At 71.6% G+C, this 20,791-nt stretch carries 18 protein-coding genes; 9 read left to right on the forward strand and 9 right to left on the reverse strand.

The genetic code is table 11. The features are described 5' to 3' along the window. The first annotated feature begins 53 nt into the window (after positions 1-53). Complete coding sequence (locus tag BM127_RS16075) at positions 54-746, forward strand: M23 family metallopeptidase (protein ID WP_198554236.1); 693 nt, start codon at positions 54-56, stop codon at positions 744-746. A gap of 212 nt (positions 747-958) precedes the next feature. Here the strand turns inward: BM127_RS16075 and pcrA are convergent, their stop codons facing one another. From pcrA to BM127_RS16105, 6 genes are all read right to left on the reverse strand, one after another. Then, positions 959-3,349, reverse strand: a complete 2,391-nt coding sequence (gene pcrA, locus BM127_RS16080; protein ID WP_091200079.1) for a DNA helicase PcrA — start codon at positions 3,347-3,349, stop codon at positions 959-961. A 93-nt stretch (positions 3,350-3,442) separates the two neighbouring features. Then, complete coding sequence (locus BM127_RS16085) at positions 3,443-3,796, reverse strand: hypothetical protein (protein WP_091200080.1); 354 nt, start codon at positions 3,794-3,796, stop codon at positions 3,443-3,445. Between the two features lie 36 nt (positions 3,797-3,832). Further along, entirely contained in the window at positions 3,833-4,282 is a 450-nt protein-coding gene (locus BM127_RS16090; RefSeq protein WP_091200082.1) for a universal stress protein, read from the reverse strand. 1 nt (position 4,283) lies between these two features. Then, complete coding sequence (locus BM127_RS16095) at positions 4,284-5,705, reverse strand: APC family permease (protein WP_091200084.1); 1,422 nt, start codon at positions 5,703-5,705, stop codon at positions 4,284-4,286. Between the two features lie 67 nt (positions 5,706-5,772). Next, entirely contained in the window at positions 5,773-6,441 is a 669-nt protein-coding gene (locus BM127_RS16100) for a LuxR C-terminal-related transcriptional regulator (protein ID WP_091200085.1), read from the reverse strand. Next, positions 6,438-7,727: an ATP-binding protein gene (locus tag BM127_RS16105; RefSeq protein ID WP_091200186.1), complete on the reverse strand. Its 1,290-nt coding sequence runs from the start codon at positions 7,725-7,727 to the stop codon at positions 6,438-6,440. The genes BM127_RS16100 and BM127_RS16105 overlap by 4 nt, the downstream gene beginning before the upstream one ends. Positions 7,728-7,884: 157 nt before the next feature. Between BM127_RS16105 and BM127_RS16110 the strand changes: the two genes are divergently transcribed. Both BM127_RS16110 and BM127_RS16115 read left to right on the forward strand, forming a co-directional pair. Continuing rightward, entirely contained in the window at positions 7,885-9,159 is a 1,275-nt protein-coding gene (locus BM127_RS16110; protein ID WP_175507425.1) for a PspC domain-containing protein, read from the forward strand. 11 nt (positions 9,160-9,170) lie between these two features. Further along, positions 9,171-9,485: a hypothetical protein gene (locus BM127_RS16115; RefSeq protein WP_091200089.1), complete on the forward strand. Its 315-nt coding sequence runs from the start codon at positions 9,171-9,173 to the stop codon at positions 9,483-9,485. 4 nt (positions 9,486-9,489) lie between these two features. On the opposite strand, the gene BM127_RS16120 is transcribed toward BM127_RS16115, so the two are convergent. The 3 genes from BM127_RS16120 to BM127_RS16130 all read right to left on the reverse strand — a co-directional run bounded on the left by BM127_RS16120 (position 9,490) and on the right by BM127_RS16130 (position 13,396). After that, the gene (locus BM127_RS16120) at positions 9,490-11,178 is read right to left on the reverse strand and encodes an aminotransferase class V-fold PLP-dependent enzyme (protein ID WP_231263209.1); all 1,689 of its coding nucleotides are present in this window, start codon (positions 11,176-11,178) and stop codon (positions 9,490-9,492) included. 46 nt (positions 11,179-11,224) lie between these two features. Further along, positions 11,225-12,325, reverse strand: coding sequence for a glycerophosphodiester phosphodiesterase (locus BM127_RS16125; protein WP_091200091.1), 1,101 nt, complete (start codon positions 12,323-12,325; stop codon positions 11,225-11,227). A gap of 63 nt (positions 12,326-12,388) precedes the next feature. Next, a complete protein-coding gene (locus tag BM127_RS16130) occupies positions 12,389-13,396 on the reverse strand; it encodes a glycerophosphodiester phosphodiesterase family protein (RefSeq protein WP_091200092.1) in 1,008 nt (335 codons plus the stop codon). 66 nt (positions 13,397-13,462) lie between these two features. Between BM127_RS16130 and BM127_RS16135 the strand changes: the two genes are divergently transcribed. From BM127_RS16135 to BM127_RS16160, 6 genes are all read left to right on the forward strand, one after another. Beyond that, complete coding sequence (locus BM127_RS16135; protein ID WP_231263208.1) at positions 13,463-14,005, forward strand: YbaK/EbsC family protein; 543 nt, start codon at positions 13,463-13,465, stop codon at positions 14,003-14,005. A gap of 41 nt (positions 14,006-14,046) precedes the next feature. Then, complete coding sequence (locus BM127_RS16140) at positions 14,047-15,759, forward strand: ABC transporter ATP-binding protein (protein WP_175507426.1); 1,713 nt, start codon at positions 14,047-14,049, stop codon at positions 15,757-15,759. Further along, positions 15,756-17,504, forward strand: a complete 1,749-nt coding sequence (locus tag BM127_RS16145; RefSeq protein WP_091200096.1) for an ABC transporter ATP-binding protein — start codon at positions 15,756-15,758, stop codon at positions 17,502-17,504. The genes BM127_RS16140 and BM127_RS16145 overlap by 4 nt, the downstream gene beginning before the upstream one ends. 183 nt (positions 17,505-17,687) lie before the next feature. Continuing rightward, positions 17,688-18,689, forward strand: coding sequence for a hypothetical protein (locus tag BM127_RS16150; protein WP_139227758.1), 1,002 nt, complete (start codon positions 17,688-17,690; stop codon positions 18,687-18,689). After that, positions 18,686-19,645: a hypothetical protein gene (locus BM127_RS16155; protein WP_091200100.1), complete on the forward strand. Its 960-nt coding sequence runs from the start codon at positions 18,686-18,688 to the stop codon at positions 19,643-19,645. Before BM127_RS16150 ends, BM127_RS16155 begins: the two co-directional genes overlap by 4 nt. 102 nt (positions 19,646-19,747) lie before the next feature. After that, positions 19,748-20,788, forward strand: coding sequence for an LLM class F420-dependent oxidoreductase (locus tag BM127_RS16160; RefSeq protein WP_091200102.1), 1,041 nt, complete (start codon positions 19,748-19,750; stop codon positions 20,786-20,788). The last annotated feature ends 3 nt before the right edge of the window (positions 20,789-20,791 follow it).

Raw genomic sequence — 20,791 nt, forward strand, 5'->3', positions numbered from 1 at the left:
CTTCGACGCCGCCCCGCCGTTCCCTCGTTCGCAGCCTGCCGTCACTGCCCCTCGTGGCAGGCGTAGCTGTGCTGGCCATCTCTGCCGGTGGTGCTGTCACCGCCTCGGGCGCAGGTCCGACCGCGCTGACCGCGGGGTCCTCCTTGGACGCCGCCGGGTCCATCGGCTCCGTTGCCGGGCAGGCGCTCTCGCGCCGCGGCGCGCTCGTCAGCCGTGACTCCACCCGTGACTCCGGCGAGGAGACCGACCCCGAGCTGGTCGCCCTGGCCGAGAAGCAGATGGCCGAGCGCGAGGCCAAGCTGGCCGAGATGCGCCGGGCCGCGGAGAAGCAGGCGGCGAAGATCAAGGAGAACAAGTGGGTTCTCCCCCTCGCCAGCTACCAGATCACCGCGACCTTCGGCCAGTACGGCCTCTGGGCGAGCTATCACACCGGCCTGGACTTCAACGGCAACTCCGGTGACCCGATCCTGGCCGTCGCCAACGGCACGGTCACCGAGACCGGCTACGACGGCGCCTACGGCAACAAGACCGTGGTCACGCTCGATGACGGCACCGAGATCTGGTACTGCCACCAGACGTCGATCTACGTCTCCGTCGGCGACCGCGTCAACGGCAGCGAGGTCATCGGCACCGTCGGCGCCACCGGCAACGTGACCGGCTCCCACCTGCACCTCGAGGTCCGCCCCGGTGGTGGCGACCCGATCGACCCCTTCGGCGCCTTCGTCGACCACGGCATCGTCCCCTGACCAAGACCGCGAAGCGGGCTTGGCAGTCAGGGGAGATCGAGCAAGCCCCGCGGCTGAGGAACGAAGCCGGTGAGAGCGTGACGCCCAGCGGCCTTGGTTTCGACACGCTCGCTGCACTCGCTGCTCAACCAGCGGCGGCCTGCTCGCTGCACTCGCTGCTCAACCATCGGCGGCCTGCTCAACCAACGGCGGCCCGCTCGACCAGCGGCGGGCTAGAGCTTCTCGACGGGCGCGTAGCGCAGCAGCAGCCGCTTGACGCCGTCGGACCCGAAGTCGATCGAAGCCACGGACTTCTCCGCCACCCCGTCGACGGCCACGACCGTGCCCATGCCGAACGAGTCGTGCACGACCCGATCACCGGGTGAGAGGCTCGGGATCTCGCGCGCGGGCTTGGACTTGGCCGCGACGTCGGCGCGCATCGCGGCCGAGGAGAAGTTGCGCCGGCCGGCGTCGGTGGGGCTGCCCAGGCGCGCCGAGCCGCCGGTGTGGTCGGCTCTCCCCCAGCGCGTCTGCTCGGCGGCCGTACGACGCCAGTCGACGAGGTCGACCGGGAGCTCGTCGAGGAACCGGCTGGCGGGGTTGTGGCTCGGCGCTCCCCACGCGGACCGGACGAGCGCGCGGGAGATGTAGAGGCGCTTCTCGGCGCGGGTGAGACCGACGTAGGCGAGCCGCCGCTCCTCCTCCAGCTCGGGCTGGTCGCCCAGGGAGCGCTGGTGGGGGAAGACGCCGTCCTCGAGGCCGGTGAGGAAGACCACCGGGAACTCCAGGCCCTTGGCCGTGTGGAGGGTCATGAGGGTGACGACGCCGGAGTCGTCGCCGTCAGGGGAGTCGGGGATCTGGTCGGCGTCGGCCACGAGGGCGACCCGCTCGAGGAAGTCACCGAGCCCGACCGAGACGGTGCCGGCCTCCACCTCGGCCGGGTCGGCGCTCGGCCCGGGCTGCGGGTCCTCCGCGAACTCGCGCGCGACCGCGACGAGCTCGGCGAGGTTCTCCACGCGGGTGGCGTCCTGCGGGTCCTCGCTGGCCTCGAGCTCGCCGAGGAGGCCGGAGCGCTCCAGCACCGACTCGAGGATGACGTCGGGCCGCTCGTCGGCCGCGACCATCGACTGGAGCTCCTGCACCATCGCGACGAAGGCCTCGATGTTCCTGAGGCTGCGGGTGGCGAGCCCGGGGGCCTCGGCCGCACGGCTCAGCGCCTCCCAGAACGTGGTCCGGTCACGGTCGGCCAACGCAGCGATGCAGGCCTCAGCGCGCTCGCCGATGCCGCGCTTGGGGGTGTTGAGCACCCGCCGCAGGGAGATCTCGTCGGCGGTGTTGACCAGCATCCGCAGGTAGGCCAGCGCGTCACGGACCTCCTTGCGCTCGTAGAAGCGCACCCCGCCGACGACCTTGTAGGGCTGGCCCGTGCGGATGAACACCTCCTCGAAGACCCGGGACTGGGCGTTGGTGCGGTAGAACACGGCGACGTCGGCGGGGCGTACGTCGCTCTCGTCGACGAGGCGGTCGATCTCCTGGCTGACGAAGCGGGCCTCGTCGTGCTCGTCGTCGGAGACGTAGCCGACGATCCGCTCCCCCGCGCCGGCGTCGGTCCACAGCCGCTTGGCCTTGCGGCTGCGGTTGTTGCCGATGACGGAGTTGGCGGCGGTGAGGATGGTCTGCGTGGAGCGGTAGTTCTGCTCCAGCAGGATCGTCGTGGCATCGGGGAAGTCCTGCTCGAAGTCCATGATGTTGCGGATGTCGGCGCCCCGGAAGGCATAGATCGACTGGTCGGCGTCGCCGACGACCATCAGCTCGCTCGGCTCGACGAGCTCGTGACCTGTCTCCTCCAACGACTGTCCGCACAGCTGCTGGATCAGGCTGTACTGGGCGTGGTTGGTGTCCTGGTACTCATCCACCAGCACGTGGCGGAACCGGCGGCGGTAGTTCTCGCGCACGTCGGGGAACGCCTGCAGGATGTGGACCGTCGTGGAGATCAGGTCGTCGAAGTCGAGGGCGTTGGCCTCGCGGAGGCGGCGCTGGTAGGCGGCGAAGGCCTTGGCGTAGGTCTCCTCGAAGGAGTTGCGCGCCTCCTTGGCCGCGTCCTCGGGGTCGCGCAGCTCGTTCTTCTGGTCGGAGACCCAGTGGAGGACGGCGTTGGGCTGGTACTTCTTCGGGTCGAGCTCGAGGTCGCGCAGCACCAGCGTCATCAGCCGCTTGGAGTCGGCGGCGTCGTAGATCGAGAAGTTGGACTTGAAGCCGACCCGGTCGATCTCCTTGCGCAGGATCCGCACGCACGAGGAGTGGAAGGTCGAGACCCACATGATCTTCGCCCGGTTGCCGACGAGGTGCTGGACCCGCTCCTTCATCTCGGCCGCGGCCTTGTTGGTGAAGGTGATCGCCAGGATCGACCCGGGGTGCGCCTTGCGCTCGGAGATCAGCCACGCGATGCGACGGGTCAGCACGCGGGTCTTGCCGGAGCCGGCACCGGCCACGACGAGCAGCGGGGCACCGGAGTGCGTCACCGCCGCGCGCTGGGGGTCGTTGAGACCCTCGAGGAGCGGGTGGTCGATCAGGCCCTGGTCGGAGGTGGCCTGATCGGGGGTGGCTGCATCGGAAGGACTCATGACCGACCCAGCCTATGCGGGAGGTGGGACAGCCGCCGACCGGGCTCGAGCCCCGGATCGGGCCCACGACCGGGCCCGCGATCGGGCGCTGGATCAGGCGTGCACGGGCGACCAGAAGACGGCCACGGCGATGTTGGCGACCGTCAGCGCGAGCAGGCCGAAGTAGAGCCCCTGCGGGATGGCCGGCTTGCGCACGTTGACCATCACGAGGACGAGGATGACCAGCCCGACGGCGAACTTCACGCCGATCTTGGCGTGGTCGGGAGAGCCGAGGCTCTCGAGCACCCCGACGAGGAGCAGACCGGCGAGGAACGCCGTACCGATGCCGTCACGCATCAGCGGGTTGACGACCTTGGTCTCCTCCCGCACCTGCACCAGGAGGCCGCCGAGCAGCGCCGCGTAGCCGAGGATGTGCACGAACAGCAGCGCCAGCCGCAGGGTCTCCATGCGCCACACCCTAGCCAGCGTGCGACGCCGGCCGGGTCACCGCTTCTTGCGCGGCGCGGGGCGTACGACGAGCACCGGGCACGGCGCGTAGTGCTGCACGCGCTGGGCGGTGCTCCCCACGAGCACGCTGTCGCTCAGCCCGCGCCCACCGGCGGCGACCACGACCAGGCCGGCGTCGTACTGCTGGGCCGCCTTGATGATCTCGTTGGCCGCCGACCCGCTGCGCACGCGCTTGTTGACCTTGGGACCCCACCCGTCGAACACCGCGGCGATCGTGGCGACCGCGCTGTCGGCGGCGTCTCGGAACGAACCGGACGACGGCCACTTGCTGTCCGAGGTGTCGTCGGCGAAGGCGACGGAGGCCAGCGGGCGGATCACCGCCACGACCGAGATCTCGGTGATCTTGGTCGGGTCGGCGAACGACTTGAGGTGCTTGGCGGCTGCCAGCGACTGCTTCGAGCCGTCCGTGGCGACGATGACGTGCATGTCAGACCTCCTTCAGGTCGGGCGTCTGGGAGCCCGTGCCGCGGCTGCCGAAGAAGTACTCGGCGAGGAACAGGACCAGGCCGACACCGAGCAGGCCGGCGCACCAGATCAGGGAGTGCGGGTCGTCGTAGATGGTGAAGTAGAGGATCGCGAGGTTGCCCACCAGGCCGACGAACAGCAGCGGGGTGTTGGCGCGGAAGAAGGGCTGGTCCTCGTCCTGCCCGCGCAGCTTCAGGCAGGCCACGATCACGATCGCGTAGATCGCCAGCAGCAGCACGACGGTGACGGTGGCGAGGCGGCCGACCAGGTCGATGCCGCCCCCGGCCTCGGTGACGAGCGTGCCGATCACGAGCAGCGACCCGACGACGATCCCGGAGAAGATCAGGCCGACCCACGGGCTGCGTCGGACCGGGTGGATCTTGGCGAAGATGCCGGGGACGACGTCCTCGCGAGCCATGCCGTAGAGCACACGCGGCTGCGTCACGATGGTGACGAGCGTGGTGTTGGTGATCGCGATCAGCGCGATGATCGAGAACAACGTGGTCATGAAGTCGGTCGAGAACGGCAGGATGCCCTGCTTGACGACCTCGAGGAGCGCGGCGTCGGAGCTGGCCAGCGTCTCGACGGGCACGGTCAGCGCGGCGGCCATCGACACGAGCACGTAGACCAGGCCGGCCACGACCATGCCGCCGACGAGCGAGCGCGGGAAGGCCTTGTAGGGGTCGATGGTCTCCTCGGCGACGTTGGCGGTGTTCTCGAAGCCGGTCATCGCGAAGAAGGAGAACGAGATGCCGGCGAGGACGGCGAGGGCGGGGCTGCCGTAGTCACCGCTCGTGTCGATCTGGGTGAGCACCCCGAAGTCGGCGTCGCCGTTGGAGATGTGGACGATGCCGATGATCAGCACGATGGCCAGGCCCGCGACCTCGACGAAGGTCATCAGCATGTTCATCCACACCGACTCGGTGATGCCGATGAAGTTGACGACCACGAGCAGCGCGACGAACACCAGCGACACCAGCAGCGCCGGCGGACCGGACCAGAGCGTGTCGAAGTAGGACGCGAAGCCGACCGCCAGCGACCCCGACGCCGCCATGCTGGCCGCCAGGAACGACACCGTGACGAGGAAGGTCAGCGGGCGGTTGCCGAACGCCTTGTTGACGTACAGCGAGGCGCCGGCCGCCTGGGGGTACTTCGTCACCAGCTCGGCGTAGGCCGCACCGGTGATCGCCGCGACCGTCACGCCGAGCGCGAAGGCGATCCAGAACGCGCCGCCGACCGCTGCGGCGACCAGTCCGATGAGGACGTAGATGCCCGATCCGAGGACGTCTCCGAGCGTGTAGAAGAAGAGGAGGCGACCGGTGATGGAGCGCTTGAGCTCGCTGTCCTGCTCGTCCGGCCGAGGGACGGTGGCGGTGTCTGGCATGCACAGACCCCACCCTCTTGGCGGGGTGTTGTCAATCATCGCCCACCCCCACGGAGGGATCCCGCGCCTAGAGGAGGCGTCGGTCCGAGGCCCACTTCGTCAGCTCGTGACGACTGGAGAGCTGGAGCTTGCGCAGCACCGACGACATGTGGGTCTCCACGGTCTTCACGGAGATGAAGAGCTCCTTGGCGACCTCCTTGTAGGCGTAGCCGCGGGCGATCAGGCGCATCACCTCGCGCTCGCGCTCGGTGAGCCGGTCGAGGTCCTCGTCGACCGCGGCGACGTCGATCGACCCGGCGAAGGCGTCCAGCACGAACCCGGCGAGGCGCGGCGAGAAGACGGCGTCCCCCCCGGCCACCCGGGTGATCGCATCGACCAGCTCGGGGCCGGTGATGGTCTTGGTGACGTAGCCGCGCGCCCCGCCGCGGATGGTCCCGATGACGTCCTCGGCGGCGTCGGAGACCGACAGCGCGAGGTAGAGGGTGTCGGGCGACGGCTGGCGGCGCATCACCTCGACCCCGCCGCCACCGGGCAGGTGCACGTCGAGCAGCACCACCTGGGGACGGAGATCGCGGACGACCGCGATCGCGGCGTCGGCGTCGGCGGCCTCGCCGACGACCTCGACCAGCCCGGCGCCGGTGGTGGCCAGCTCACCCCGGACACCGGCCCTGAACATCGCGTGGTCGTCCACCAGGACGACGCGCACGGGCGCCCGGTCTGCGCTGGGCTGGGTCATCGGTTCTCCTCGTCGGGGGCATGGGGCGTGCGGGGCATGTGCAGGCGGACCTCGGTGCCCTCGTCGGGAGCAGAGCGTACGTCCGCCCGGCCGCCGTGCCGGGCCATCCGGTCCACGATGCTGCTGCGGACGCCCTGCCGGTCGCCGGCGACCGCCGCGACGTCGAAGCCCGCGCCGCGGTCGCGGACGAAGACGTCGACGGCGCCGGCAGATGTCTCGGCGAAGACGTCGGCGCGCTGGGTGCCGGCGTGCTTGGCGACGTTGACGACGGCCTCGCGGGCTGCGTGAACGACGGGGCGCAGCTCCTCGTCGAGGGGACAGTCACCGACGGTGACGACGTCCACGACGACGTTGTGCTGGGACTCCACGTCGGCGGCCATCTCCTTGAGGGCACCGGCCAGCGTGGTGGCGTCCGAGGTCTCCGCCTCGAACAACCACTGGCGCAGGTCGCGCTCCTGCGACCGGGCGAGGCGGGCGACGGTGGTGGCGTCGTGGGCGTTCTTCTGGATCAGGGCGAGGGTCTGGAGCACCGAGTCGTGGAGGTGCGCGGCCATGTCGGCGCGCTCCTGGGTGCGGACCCGCTCGGCGCGCTCGGCGCCGAGGTCGTTGATCAGGCGCACCGCCCAGGGTCCGACGACGATCGCGAGGCCGACCAGGCCGAGCAGCCCGGCAACCAGCACCGGCACCGCGAAGGTCGCCTGACCGGCGGCCACGGCGAAGACGATCAGGGCGGTGACGACGAGGCCGAGGCCCGCCGCGATGCGGGCGTACGCCGCCCAGCCGCCACTGCCGAAGACCGCGCGGAACGGGTCGATGCGGCCCGAGGAGTCGATCCAGCGCTCGCGCTGCGCCTCGTCGGCCTGGCGCCACAGCAGGGCGATGCCGGCGATGCCGAGCACGACCGGCCAGAAGAGCGCGCCCTGCCCGAAGATCCCCTCGAAGCCGAGCACGACACCGAAGAGCAGCGCGCCGATCGCGATCGCCGGACCGGCATCACGCAACCGCGACCGGCGACCGGGACGCTTGCCGGTGCGGGTGGCGCTCTCCAGACCGGGGGCGCTGACCTCGAAGCCCTGGTCGGCGGGCAGGAAGACCCACAACCCGGCGTAGAGCATCAGCCCGAAGCCACCGAGGAAGCCGGTGGCCACGAAGAAGCACCTCACCCACAGCACCGGCACCGCCAGGTGCGCAGCCAGACCGGCCGCGACGCCCCCGACGATCGGGGAGGTGGTGTCGCGGTAGGCGCGGCGCGACTGCCCGGCGCGCGGAGGGAGTGTCTGGGTCATCGTGTCTCCATCGTCGCAGGCACGCACGTGCGCGACCATGAGGACTGACCCCGAGCCGACCCTGAGTCGGCCCCCGGTGCGAGCACCGCGGACCGGGGGTCACGAATCAGGGCTGTCCCCGATGGTGCAGGCCGCCCCCGCCGACGAGAGTGGAGCCATGGACAACCCCAGCCCCACCCCTCCAGGATCCGGCACCGGACCCGGCAGCGCCGCCGGCACGGACGAGCAGCCCACGCCACCCGCGCCGTCGGCCGGACCCCGCGTCAGCCGTGACGAGATGAAGGACCTCGGCCGCCTGCGCCGCAGCGTCACCAACCGCCACATCGCGGGGGTCGCCGGTGGCATCGCCCGCCACCTCGACGTGGACCCGATCATCGTCCGCGTGACGCTGGTCGTCGCCACCTTCTTCGGGGGCGCCGGGCTGCTCGCCTACGTCGGCGCCTGGATCCTCGTCCCCGAGGAGGGCACCGACGACCAGCCGCTCGGCCTCGACCAGCGCAGCCGCTCCCTCGCCCTCGCCGGGGTCGGCGTGCTCGCCGTCCTGTGCGCCGTCGGCGACTGGGCGGGAGCGTTCTGGTTCCCGTGGCCGCTGGCGATCGTGGCCGCGATCGCGGTGTGGTTCCTCAACCGCAAGGAGAGGCCGACCCCCACGAGCGGCTACGGCTTCGACCAGGCGACGGTCACCGGCGACGCCGCGGCCGGCGCGACGGCGTACGCACCCGCGACGTCCGGCACGACCTACGACCAGGCCTACGCCCCGGCCTACGGTCCGACCGACGCACCCGGCCAGTGGGGGCAGTACGCCCCCGTGCCCCGCACCCCGCGCAACCCGCGTCGACGTGGACCGATCCTCTTCTTCTTCACGCTCGCGCTCGTCGCGCTGGCCGAGGGCGTCCTCGGCGTGGCCGACCTGGCCGGCGTCGGCGTCGCCGACAGCGCCTACCCCGCGCTGGCCCTCGGCATCATCGCGGTGATGCTCATCGTCGGGTCGTTCTGGGGACGGGCCGGCGGCCTGATCGCCCTCGGCGTGGTCGCCGCACTGGCGACCGCCGCAGCGACGCTCGGCAGCTCCTTCCCCGACGACCGCTTCGACTACGCCCCCACGAGCGCCGTGCAGGTCGAGGACACCTACGACTTCGACGGCGGTGAGCTCACCCTCGACCTCTCGAACATTTCGGACGTCGATGCCCTCGACGGCCGCGACATCACCATCGACGGGGTCGGCGGACGCGTCGAGGTGATCGTGCCCGACGGCATGGACGTCTCCGTCGAGACGCAGGTCGTGGCCGGCGACAGCCGGGTCTTCAACCAGCGCGAGGGCGGCTTCGACGTCGCCCTCGACCACTTCCGGGACGGCGGGGACGAGGTCCCCGACATGTCCCTCACCATCGACCTGGTCGCCGGCGAGATCATCGTCCGCGAAGCGGCCTGAGGAGCCTGACCATGACCGAGAACAGCAGCTACGACTCCAGCTACGACTCCAGCTACGACACGGACGTCTACGGCACGGCGCCGGACGTGTACGGGGAGCCGATGATCGGCCCGCTCGACGCCCCCGAGAAGCCGTCCGGCCTCCACCCGGTCAACATCACCCAGCTCGTGCTGGGCGTCGCGTTCGCCGGCATGGTGCTGGTGTGGGCGCTCGTCCAGGGCGACGTGGTCGACACCAGCGAGCTGCGCTGGCTGATGCCGATCCCGTGGCTGGCCGCCGGCGCCGCCGGGCTCGCCGCCACGGTGTGGCCCTCGCGCTCGCGCTGAGCTGCTAGACCAACGAGCAGGCGGGCAGCGCGAACCACCTGAGGTCGTCGAAGTCAGCGCCCAGGTGGGCCGGGTCCGACCAGTCCGGAGGCGTGGCGGCGGCCATGATCGCGCGGCCCTCGTCGAGGTGCTCCCTGAGCACCGAGACGGGGGCCGTCGTCGTGTGCGAGGGCCAGGTCATCGTGCCGTCGGCGGCGTACGACACGTCCGCGAGGCGCAGCGGCGGCTCGACGGTGCCGGTGCGGTGGTGCCACAGCCCGGTCAGCGGGTCGAAGCGGTAGTCACCCAGCAGGCGCCAGCCCTCGCGCGCGACGAGGCGGACGGCCTCGACCACGTAGGTGAAGACCTCCTCCTCGACGAAGTAGTTGAAGTTGACCCGCACCCACCCGGGCTTGATGCCCTCGCACCCGCCGGCGATCTGGGCCTCGAACTGGTGGCTGGTGGCCAGGTCGATGTCGAGCAGCCGGTGGCCGTAGGGGCCCGCACACGAGCAGCCGCCCCGGGTCTGGATGCCGAAGAGGTCGTTGAGCAGCGCGACGACGTAGTTGTGGTGGAGGTAGGAGCCGTCCGGCGCCTTCAGCACGAAGGAGACGATCGAGAGCCGCTGCGCCTCGAGGTTGCCGAGGATCTGGATCGTCGGCTCGGCCACCCACGCCTCGACGGCGCGGGCGAGCATCTCCTCCTCGTGCGCCTGGATGGTCTCCACGCCGACCGCCTGCTTGAGCTGGAACACCAGCCCGGCACGGATCGACTCCACGATCGCAGGGGTGCCGCCCTCCTCGCGGTGGGCCTTGTCGTCGAGGTAGCGGTGCTCGGTCGGGTTGACGTACATGACCGTGCCGCCGCCGGGCACGACCGGCACCCGGTTGGTCATCAGCTCACGGCGCACGACGAGCACGCCGGGGGTGCCGGGGCCGCCGATGAACTTGTGCGGGCTGAGGAAGATCGCGTCCTTGACCGAGCGGCCGGGGCCGTACATCTCGATGTCGACGTAGGGGGCGCAGGCTGCGAAGTCCCAGAAGCTCAGCGCGCCGTGCTCGTGGAGCAGGTCGGCGACGCCCTCGGTGTCGGTGACGATGCCGGTGACGTTGGACGCGGCGGAGAAGGTGCCGATCTTGAGCGGCCGGTCGGCGTGGCGCTCCAGCTCCTCGCGGAGGTGGTCGAGCGAGACCCGGCCGTCGGCGTCCTCGTGGATCGTCACGACGTCGGCGATGGTCTCGCGCCACGGGACCTCGTTGGAGTGGTGCTCGAAGGGTCCGATGAAGACGACCGGGCGCTGGTCGGCGGGGATGAGCGCGCTCAGGTCGTACTGGTCGTCGAGCCCGGCCGGGATCCGCAGGCCGAGGATGCCGATCAGCTTGTCGATCGCGGCGGTGCTGCCGGAGCCGCAGAAGACCACGACCGTCTCGTCGTCCCCGCCGACGCCGTCGCGGACGATGCGGCGCGCGTCCTCGCGCAGCCGGGTCGTCTGCAGGCCGGTGCCGCTGGCCTCGGTGTGGGTGTTGGCGTAGGCCGGCAGGACCTCGGTGCGGATGAAGTCCTCGATGAAGCTCAGGCTGCGACCCGACGCGGTGTAGTCGGCATAGGTCACCCGGCGCGGGCCGTAGGGCCCCTGCATCACCTGGTCGTCGCCGATCACCGACGCGCGGATGCGCTCGAGGAGGGCGGCTGACGGGTCGGGCTGCTGCGTCACGGCCCGAGCGTACGCCGGTGCAAGGCTGCGCCTGCCCCCCTGCCCGTCACCTCTCGGCGAGCACCCGGTCCATCTCCCGGGCGACGAGGTCCGGGTTGTCGCTGAAGATCCCGTCCACCCCCGCGTCGAGGAAGGCGCGAGCCTCCGCCGCGAGGTCGCCGGGGGCGTTGGGGTCGGTGCCGATCCGGAAGTTCGTCGCCATGAACTGGTTCTCCCGGCGCAGGGTCCACACGTGCACGATGAGGCCGGCGTCGTGGGCGTCCCCGACCACGGCGCTCGGCACCGTGGTGGCGCCGTCGGTGCGCGGCAGGACGCGGTCCTTGTGGGCGCCGAGGCCGTCGGCGTAGGTCGCGATCCAGGCCAGGCCGGCCGGGGTGAGCAGGTCGGTGTAGGTGCGCTGGTCGCCGGCGGCGGTGAAGTCGTAGGGCTTGCCGGTGCCGTCGACGAGCTGGGCGAGCGGCACGTCGATCATCGTGTCGAGGTCGCGCAGGTTGGCGGTCTCGAAGGACTGGATGATCACCGGGTCGTCGGCGTCGTCCCACTTCCGCTTCTCGAGGGCCGCCACGAGCGGCTCCTCCAGCGAGAGGCCGATCGCGTCGAAGTAGGTCGGGTGCTTGGTCTCGGGGTAGATGCCGACGCCCTCGCGGCGGGCGAGCTTGATGACCTCGTCGAGGGTCGGGATCCGCTCCTGCCCGTCGTACGCCGTGTTGTCGGGGCGCACCTGCGGCAGCCGCTCCTTGGCGCGCAGCGTGCGCAGCTCCTTGTAGGTGAAGTCCTCGGTGAACCAGCCTGTGACCGGGCGGCCGTCGATGGTCCTGGTGGTCCGGCGGGCAGCGAACTCCGGGTGGTCGGCAACGTCGGTCGTGCCGCCGATCTCGTTCTCGTGACGGGCGACCAGGACGCCGTCCTTGGTGGAGACGAGGTCGGGCTCGATGTAGTCGGCACCCTGCGCGATGGCCAGCTCGTAGGCGGCGATCGTGTGCTCGGGGCGGTAGCCGGAGGCGCCGCGGTGGCCGATGAGGACGGGCTCGACGAGCGGGGCCTCGGCCGCCTCGGCGGGTGCCGCGGTGGCAGGGGCCGAGAGGGAGGCGAGGGTGGCGGCGAGCGCCAGGGCGAGGGTGGCTGCAGGAGCCTTCCGAGAGGTCATGCACCGAGCCAACCGGTGCGGTGCGGCATCGGGGACACGCCCCGGTGAACGCTCCGTGACAGGTCAGCTACCGACGTGTGCGCTCTCGCGGACCGCGGCCAGCGCCGCCTCGGGGTGGTCGGTGATGACGCCGTCGACCCCGGCGGCCAGCAGCTCGCGGACCATCGTGGTCATGTCGCCGAGCGCGTCGGGCGCGGGCCCGTGGCGCAGGTTGGTCGGCAGGAAGCGGTTCTCGCCGCGCACCGTCCACACGTGCACGGTCAACCCGCGGCGGTGGGCGTCGCGGACCAGGCACGAGGGCTCGCCGATCGCTCCGGTCCGGTCGCGCGGCAGGACCAGCGAGGTGTGCGGACCGATGCCGTCGGCGTACTCGTCGATCCCGTCCAACGCCTCCGGGGTCAGCTCGTCGCCGACGTCGAGCAGCTGGACGATCGGCAGCCGCGTGCGGCCGGCGAGCCGCCGCAGGACGGCCGCCTCGAACGACATCAGCACCACCCGCGCCCACGGGTGGTCGAGCCCCTGGCGCGACAGCTCGCGCAGCAGCGGGACGTCGAGGGGCAGGCCGAGGGCGTCGTGGTGGGTGGCGTGCTTGAGCTCCAGCAGCACCCCGACCGGGCGGCCGCGACGGATCGACTCCGCGCCGACCATCGCGAGCACCTCGGTGAGGGTCGGGATGCCTTCGGCACCGTCGTACGCCGTGTTGCCGGGGCGGGTGCCCGGCATCCGCTCGCGGGTGGCGAGCGTCTTGAGGTCGTGCAGCGTGAAGTCCTGCACGAACCAGCCGTGCTGCTCCTCCCCGTCGACGACGAGGGTGCGCAGCAGGTGGGCGAACTCGGTGCGACCCGCAACGTCTGTGGTCGCGCTGAGCTCGAGGTCGTGACGGGCGACCAGCACCCCGTCCCTGGTGGAGACGAGGTCCAGCTCGATGTCGTCGACACCCATCCGGATCGCGGTCCGGTAGGCGTCGAGGGTGTGCTCGGGACGGTGGCCGCTGGCGCCGCGGTGCGCAACCACCGCAGGCGAGAGGACCAACGACGGGGCCCTCTCGAGCGCCTCGCGGGTCACCGTCATGCCCTCAGGCTGCACCCCCCGCGGGACCGTCCGGTGACCTCAGAGTGAATGGCGCATGATGAGCGCGTGACGCTCCCGAGCTTCCCGACCCTGACCTCCCTCCCCGCGGTCGACCGGCCCGACCTCGTGGCCCCTCCGGTCGCCGCGGCCCTGGCCACCTGGCCCGGAGCCGCCGACATCGCCGTGGTGGACATCGACCCGGACCTCGCCGACACCGCCGCGATGAGCGAGGCGTACGACATCCCGATGACCGCGGGCGGCAACTGCGTCGTCGTCTCCGGCGCGCGGGCGGGCGACGAGCGGGTCGCCGCGTGCGTGGTCCGCGCCGACACCCGCGCCGACGTCAACACGCTCGTGCGCAAGATGCTCGACGTCCGCAAGGCGTCGTTCCTGCCGATGGAGCGGGCGGTCGCCGAGACCGCCATGGAGTACGGCGGGATCACCCCGATCGGGCTGCCGGACGGCTGGCGGATCCTCGTCCACGACGCACTCCTCGACGAGCCGGTGGTCGTGATCGGCAGCGGCGTACGCCGTTCGAAGCTCCTGGTGCCGGGTCGGCTGCTCGCCGACCTCCCGGGCGCCGAGGTGGTGCCGGGCCTCGGCCGTTAACCATTCGTCGGCAGGGCCCTGCCGAACCTAGGATCGGGCCAGTGAAGAGCCTGCCCGTCGTCGAGCCCGGAACCCCGGACCACCGCTCCCCCGGCAGGTTCCTGTGGTGGCTGGCCCGGCAGCAGCTGCCGACGCTGGCCGGCGGGATGGCGTTCGGCATCGTGTGGATGTCCTGCCAGGCGGTGATGCCCGCCGTGCTGGGTCGCGCGATCGACCTTGGTGTGGCCGACAAGGACCAGCAGCAGCTGCTGCTGTGGGCCGGTGTGATGCTGATGATCGGCCTGCTGCAGGCGGTCACCGGGATCATGCGGCACCGCTTCGCGGTGACGAACTGGCTGACCGCGTCCTACCGGATCGTGCAGCTCACGACCCGGCAGTCGGTGCGCCTCGGTGGGTCGCTGCCGCGCAAGGTCAGCACCGGCGAGGTGATCGCCATCGGCACCACCGACCTCGACCACATCGGCAACGTGATGGACGTGACCGCCCGCTTCGCCGGCGCCATCGTCTCCTTCTTCCTGGTCTCCGCGATCCTGCTCAGCACCTCGGTCCAGCTCGGCCTGGTCGTGCTGATCGGTGTGCCCCTGCTGCTGCTCGTGATGGGCCCCCTCCTCAAGCCGCTCCAGGCCCGCAGCGCCGTCGAGCGCCAGATGCGCTCCGACCTCTCCAACACCGGCACCGACATCGTCGGCGGCCTCCGGGTCCTGCGCGGGATCGGCGGCGAGGGGGTCTTCCTCGACCGCTACCGCCGCGAGTCGCAGGCCACCCGCACGGCCGCGGTCAACGTCGCCAAGCTGCAGTCGGTCCTCGACGCGCTGCAGGTCTTCCTGCCGGGCGTCTTCGTCGTGCTCGTGGTCTGGCTGGGGGCTCGCTCGGCGGTCGCCGGCGAGATCTCGGCGGGCGAGCTCGTCGCGTTCTACGGCTACTCCGCCTTCCTGATGCTGCCGCTGCGCACGGCGACGGAGTTCGCCAACAAGCTGATCCGCGGCCGGGTCGCCGCGTCGCGGGTGTGCCGGGTGATGGCGCTCGAGCCCGACGTCGTCGAGCCGGCCTCGCCCGCTGCCGTCCCTGCGCCCGACTCGGAGCTCCACGACGCCCGCTCGGGGCTGCGGGTCCGGCCCGGGCTGCTGACGGCGATCGTCTCGGACCAGCCGGACGACTCGGCGCTGCTCGCCGACCGCCTCGGGCTGTGCGCGGCCGAGCAGGACGACGAGGTCCACCTCGGCGGCACGCCGCTCACGTCGCTGCGCCACGCCGACGTCCGCGAGCGGATCATGGTGTCCGACACCGGCGCCGCCCTCTTCGCGGGACGGCTGGCCGACCGGATCGACGAGCGCGGGACCGGCGACGTCGAGAAGGCGCTCTTCACCGCGTCCGCCGAGGACATCCTCGAGGCGCTCCCCGAGGGCCTCGAGTCCGTCGTCACCGAGAAGGGCCGCTCGTTCTCCGGCGGCCAGCGTCAGCGCCTGGTGCTGGCGCGTGCCCTCGCCGCCGACCCCGAGATCCTCGTGCTCGTCGAGCCGACCAGCGCGGTCGACGCCCACACCGAGGCGCGGATCGCGGACCGGCTGCGCGCGCACCGTGCGGGTCGCACCACGGTCGTCACGACGGTGAGCCCGCTGCTGCTGGACGCCGTCGACGAGGTGGCCTTCCTGGTGGACGGCCGGGTCGTCGCGGTCGGCACCCACACGGACCTGCTGTCCAAGGTCGCGGCCTACCGCCGGGTCGTCGTACGCGATGTGGAGGCGGCGGTATGAGCGTCACGACTCGCCTTCCGATCGCGGACGGCAGGGCCGTGCGCCGATATGTCGGCCAGGTCGCGCACCGCCACCCGCGCCTGCTCTGGACCGCGCTCGGCCTGCACGTGCTGGCCGCGCTCACCGCGCTGGCGGCGCCCCGCCTGCTCGGCGACCTCGTGGAGTCGGTCGAGAACGGCACGACGCGCTCGTACGTCGACGAGATCGTGATGTGGCTGGCGATCTTCCTGGTGCTGCAGTCGGTGCTGACCCGCTATGCCCGTTACCGCTCGCAGGTGATGGGCGAGCTGGTGCTGGCCGAGCTCCGCGAGGACTTCGTCGCGAACACGCTCGCGCTGCCTGTCGGCACCGTCGAGGCGGCCGGCTCCGGCGACCTGCTGACCCGCACCGGCTCCGACATCGACCGCCTCGGCTGGTCGGTGCGGTGGGCGCTGCCCGAGTGGACGATCGCGGTCGTCTCCGCGGTCCTCACGTTCGCCGCCGCACTGAGCGTCGGCTGGTGGGTGGCGCTGCCCTGCATGCTGGCGCTGCCGCCGCTCGTCGTCGGGCTGCGGTGGTACCTCGCCCGCGCCAAGGACGGCTACCTCGCCGAGACGGCGTCGTACTCCCAGATCACCACCACGCTGTCCGAGACCGTCGAGGGCTCGCGCACCGTCGAGGCGCTCGGGCTCGGTGCGAAGCGCGTCGAGCTGTGCGACGACGACTGCGCGAAGTCGTTCACCGCCGAGAAGTACACGCTGCACCTGCGCACCGTCTTCTTCCCGAGCATGGAGCTCAGCTATCTCCTGCCGGTGGTCGGCACGCTGCTCTTCGGTGGCTGGCTCTACACGCGCGGTGAGGTGTCGCTCGCGGAGGTCACCACCGCGACGCTCTACGTCCAGATGCTCATCGACCCGGTCGACCGGATCGTGTCCATCCTCGACGAGCTCCAGCTCGGCGCAGCCGCGCTCGCCCGCCTGCTCGGTGTCGCCCAGGTGCCCGACGACCGCACCGTCTCCGGGCGGGTGCCGTCGTCGGAGAAGCTCGACGCCGAGGACGTGCGGTTCTCCTACGTCGAGGGTCGCGACGTGCTGCACGGCATCGACCTCGACGTCGGCGTGGGCGAACGGATCGCGATGGTCGGGCCGTCCGGTGCGGGCAAGTCGACCCTGGGTCGACTCCTCGCGGGCATCCACCCGCCGCGCACCGGCGCGGTGACCGTGGGCGACGTCGGGCTCGTCGAGCTGCCGCTGGGCGACCTGCGTGGCCACGTCGCCCTCGTCACCCAGGAGCACCACGTCTTCGTCGGCACGCTGAGGGAGAACGTCGTCCTGGCCAGGCCGGGATCGTCCGACGACGCCGTCCGCGCCGCGCTCGGGGCGGTCGACGCGCTGGAGTGGGTGGACCTCCTTCCCCTCGGCCTCGACACGGTCGTCGGCTCGGGTGGGCGGGCGGTGACGGCGGCGCAGGCGCAGCAGATCGCCCTGGCCCGGCTCGTCCTCGCCGACCCCCACACGCTCGTGCTCGACGAGGCCACGTCGCTCATCGACCCGCGTGCTGCCCGGCACCTCGAGCGCTCGCTCGCGGCCGTGCTGGAGGGACGTACGGTCATCGCGATCGCGCACCGCCTCTTCTCCGCCCACGACGCCGACCGCGTCGCGGTGGTGGAGGACGGCGTGATCTCGGAGTTCGGCTCGCACGACGACCTCGTCGCCGCCGGCGGGTCGTACGCCGCGCTCTGGGAGTCGTGGCACGGCAAGTCCTGACCGTCCCTCGGGGAGCGGTGGTGCAGCCACCTCCGGGCGCGGGTGGACTGTGGCTGGGCCCCCGCCGGGCAGGACGATCGGAGATCGTGGAGCTCCCGTGCTGGATGGTGGCTCGCGAGCTCCACGATCACGGTTCGGTGACGAGGCTTCCGCCTGTCGCGCTCCGGGCTGCATGCTCGCCCCATGCGCGGACGGGGGTGGGCGGTGGCGGCGACGGTTGCCGTGGTGGCGCTCGCCGTGCCCGTCTCGCTGGCGGCCCTGGCCGGGGTGGGCGAACCGCCCACCCCACTCGCTGTCGCTGAGCCGACCCACGCCTCACCCGCGGGCGATCCCGCCGCCGCGGTCGCCCTCTCCTGCTCCGGGGCGGCTTCCCCGGCGGAGGTGGTGCCGGCGACGAACGCGGTCGTCGCAGCCCGGATGTGCGACACCGACAGCGGCGTGGCGGCGTGGTTCGCCCCGCAGGACGGGCTCCACGAGGGCCTCGAGCCGCTCCTGGCCGTCCTGACGGATGCCGAGGCCGTGCCGGAGACCAGCGGCAGCGGCGACCGGTACTTCTGCACCGACGACGGCGGCTACGGCTTCGACCTGCGGCTGGCCCTGGGCTCCGGTGAGGTCGTGTCGATCCCCGGTGACACCGGAGGCTGCAGCACGGTCCGGATCGGCGGCGCTGACCTGGTCGGTTCCGACGAGGTGCTGGCGACCTTCCTGGAGGCGCTCGACGCGCAGCGCGCCGACGCCCGGCCGCCGGCCGCGGTCGAGCCCCTCGACCTCGGGTGTCGCAACGCCGAGCCGCCGGTGGATCACCGGCTGTCGCTCATCGGCGACCCTTCCGACCTCGTCAGCGCCGTGACGTGCTGGCGACCGGATGCCGACGAGACACCGCCGTGGCGCGACCGGAAACAGGTCCCGGTCCGTGCGCTCGCAGTGCTCGTCGACGACCTGACCGCGAGCTCTCGGCTCGCCGGGGGGTTCGGTGAACCGAGCTGTCCCGACGGCTACTACACCCAGGACCTGGTCGGCCTCACCCGTCGGGGAGACGTGGTCGCCGTGCGCGGCGTGTGCCGCGAGTTCCTGACGACGCCGCCCCGGTTCATCGCCACGGGCACGACCGACGTCGACCTGGAGCTGCCCTACTGGACCCCGTCCCCGCGCGCCCAGCGGATCCTCGACGGGTTGCGCCGATGAAGGCCGTGATCGGCGGTGCGCTGGCCGTGCTGGTGCTGGCCCTCGTCACGCTGAGCGTGGTGCAGCGCGTCAAGGAGGCGCGGGACGAACCCGTCGTGACGCCGATCTCCGCCGACGCGTACTACGCACTCGGCGGAGCGCTCACGTGCGACAGCGAGCTGCACGAGGTGCCGCACCTGCCGCTGGAGGCCGAACCGGTCGCGATGCTGGTCTGCGCCGACCCGGCCCCTGTCGGCTCCGTCCCGTGGACCTCCCCCGACGACCTGGTCGAAGGTGATCTCGCCCCGCTCGTCGAGGTTCTGGGAGACCTCGAGCCGACGCCCGACGAGCCCTATGACTGCACCTTCCAGGGCGGGCCGGCGTACGACCTGCTCCTCCGCTTCTCGCGCGACCGGTACGCCCGGATCCACGGCGACACCGGCGGTTGTGGAGTCGTCACCGTGGCGTCGGGCGAGTGGTTCGGTGCGAACGAGGTGCTGGACGCGGCACTCGCGCTGGTCGAGGAGCAGCGCGCAGCTCGTCCGGTGCCGACCGCGATCCCCGACCCTCCCGGCTGCCCCGTCGACGGAGACCTCGGACCGGCGTACTCGCTCACCGGCGAGGTGACCGACCTGGTCGTCGCGGTCTCGTGCTGGCGGCCGGACGCCAAGCAGCGTCCGCCCTCCGGTGATCCCGTGCCCGTCCCGCCCCGCGAGCTCGGGCTCCTGCTGACCGACGTGGAGCGGAACAGCAAGCCGCTGGAGACGCCGGGTGACTACGACTGCCCGGGCGGACCCAGGGAGCTCTACTCGCAGGTGCTCCTCGGCCGCACCGCGTGGGGGGACCTCGTCGCCCTCTCGGGCATGTGCCGCGAGTTCTACGTCGACGTGTGGTCGCAGCGCCCCGGAGACGAGGCTCCGCGAGTCTGGCACCCGTCCCCCACTGCCCAACGGATCCTCGACGACCTCCGCCGCTGACCGAGGACGTCATGCGGACGGCGTACCCGCTGGCCCCGTCCGTACGACGTCCTCGCACCACGACGGTTGCACCGTGACAGTTCCACTGTCACGATTGGCGGCATGCGCCTCGCCACCCTCCTGATGTACGACGGCAACCCCCGCAACGCGGCCGACCAGGTGGTCGCCCTGGAGAAGGCCGGCCTCGACAGCGTGTGGGTCGCGGAGGCCTACGGCTTCGACTCCCCGACGCTGATGGGCTACCTCGCGGCGAAGACCGAGACCGTGCAGATCGGCTCGGGGATCATGAACATCTACTCCCGCACCCCGGGCGCCCTGCTCCAGACCGCCGCCGGCCTCGACAACGTGAGCGCCGGCCGCGCGATCCTCGGGCTCGGCGTCAGCGGCCCGCAGGTGATCGAGGGGTTCCACGGCGTGCCCTACAGCAAGCCCATGGCGCGCACCGCGGAGGTCATCGAGATCATCCGCAGTGGCCTGAAGCGCGAGCCGCTGAGCGCCGACGGCGAGTTCCACCTGCCACTGACCAAGGAGCACGGCGCGGTCACCGGCCTGGGCAAGCCGCTCAAGCTGCTGACGAGGCCCGAGCGGGACACCATCCCGATCTGGATCGCGTCGCTCGGTCCCAGGAACGTCGAGCAGACCGCCGAGATCGCCGACGGATGGATCCCGCACCTCTTCCACCCCGAGAAGGCCCACCTCGTGTGGGGTGACGCCCTCGCTGCGGGCAACGCCAAGCGGCTCGACGGGCTCGCTCCCCTGCAGGTGATGGCCGGCGGGATGCTCGCCATCGGTGAGGGCCCGGAGACCAAGGCGCTGCTCGACTTCGCGCGGCCGATCTTCGCGCTGTACGTCGGCGGCATGGGCGCCAAGGGCAAGAACTTCTACAACGACGTCGCCCGGTCCTACGGCTACGAGAAGGAGGCCGAGGAGATCCAGGACCTCTACCTCTCCGGCAAGAAGAAGGAGGCCGAGGCGCTCATCCCGACCGAGTGGCTCGAGGCCGCCAACCTCGTCGGACCCGAGTCCTACGTGAAGGAGCGGATCGCCGCCTTCGAGGAGGCCGGCGTCACCGACCTCAACATCACTCCAGTCTCCGACGACCCGGCCGCGACGGTCGCGCAGGTCAAGGAATGGGTGTCCTGAGGC

The sequence above is a fragment of the Nocardioides alpinus genome, assembly GCF_900112035.1.
GTDB classification, from domain to species: Bacteria; Actinomycetota; Actinomycetes; order Propionibacteriales; family Nocardioidaceae; genus Nocardioides; species Nocardioides alpinus.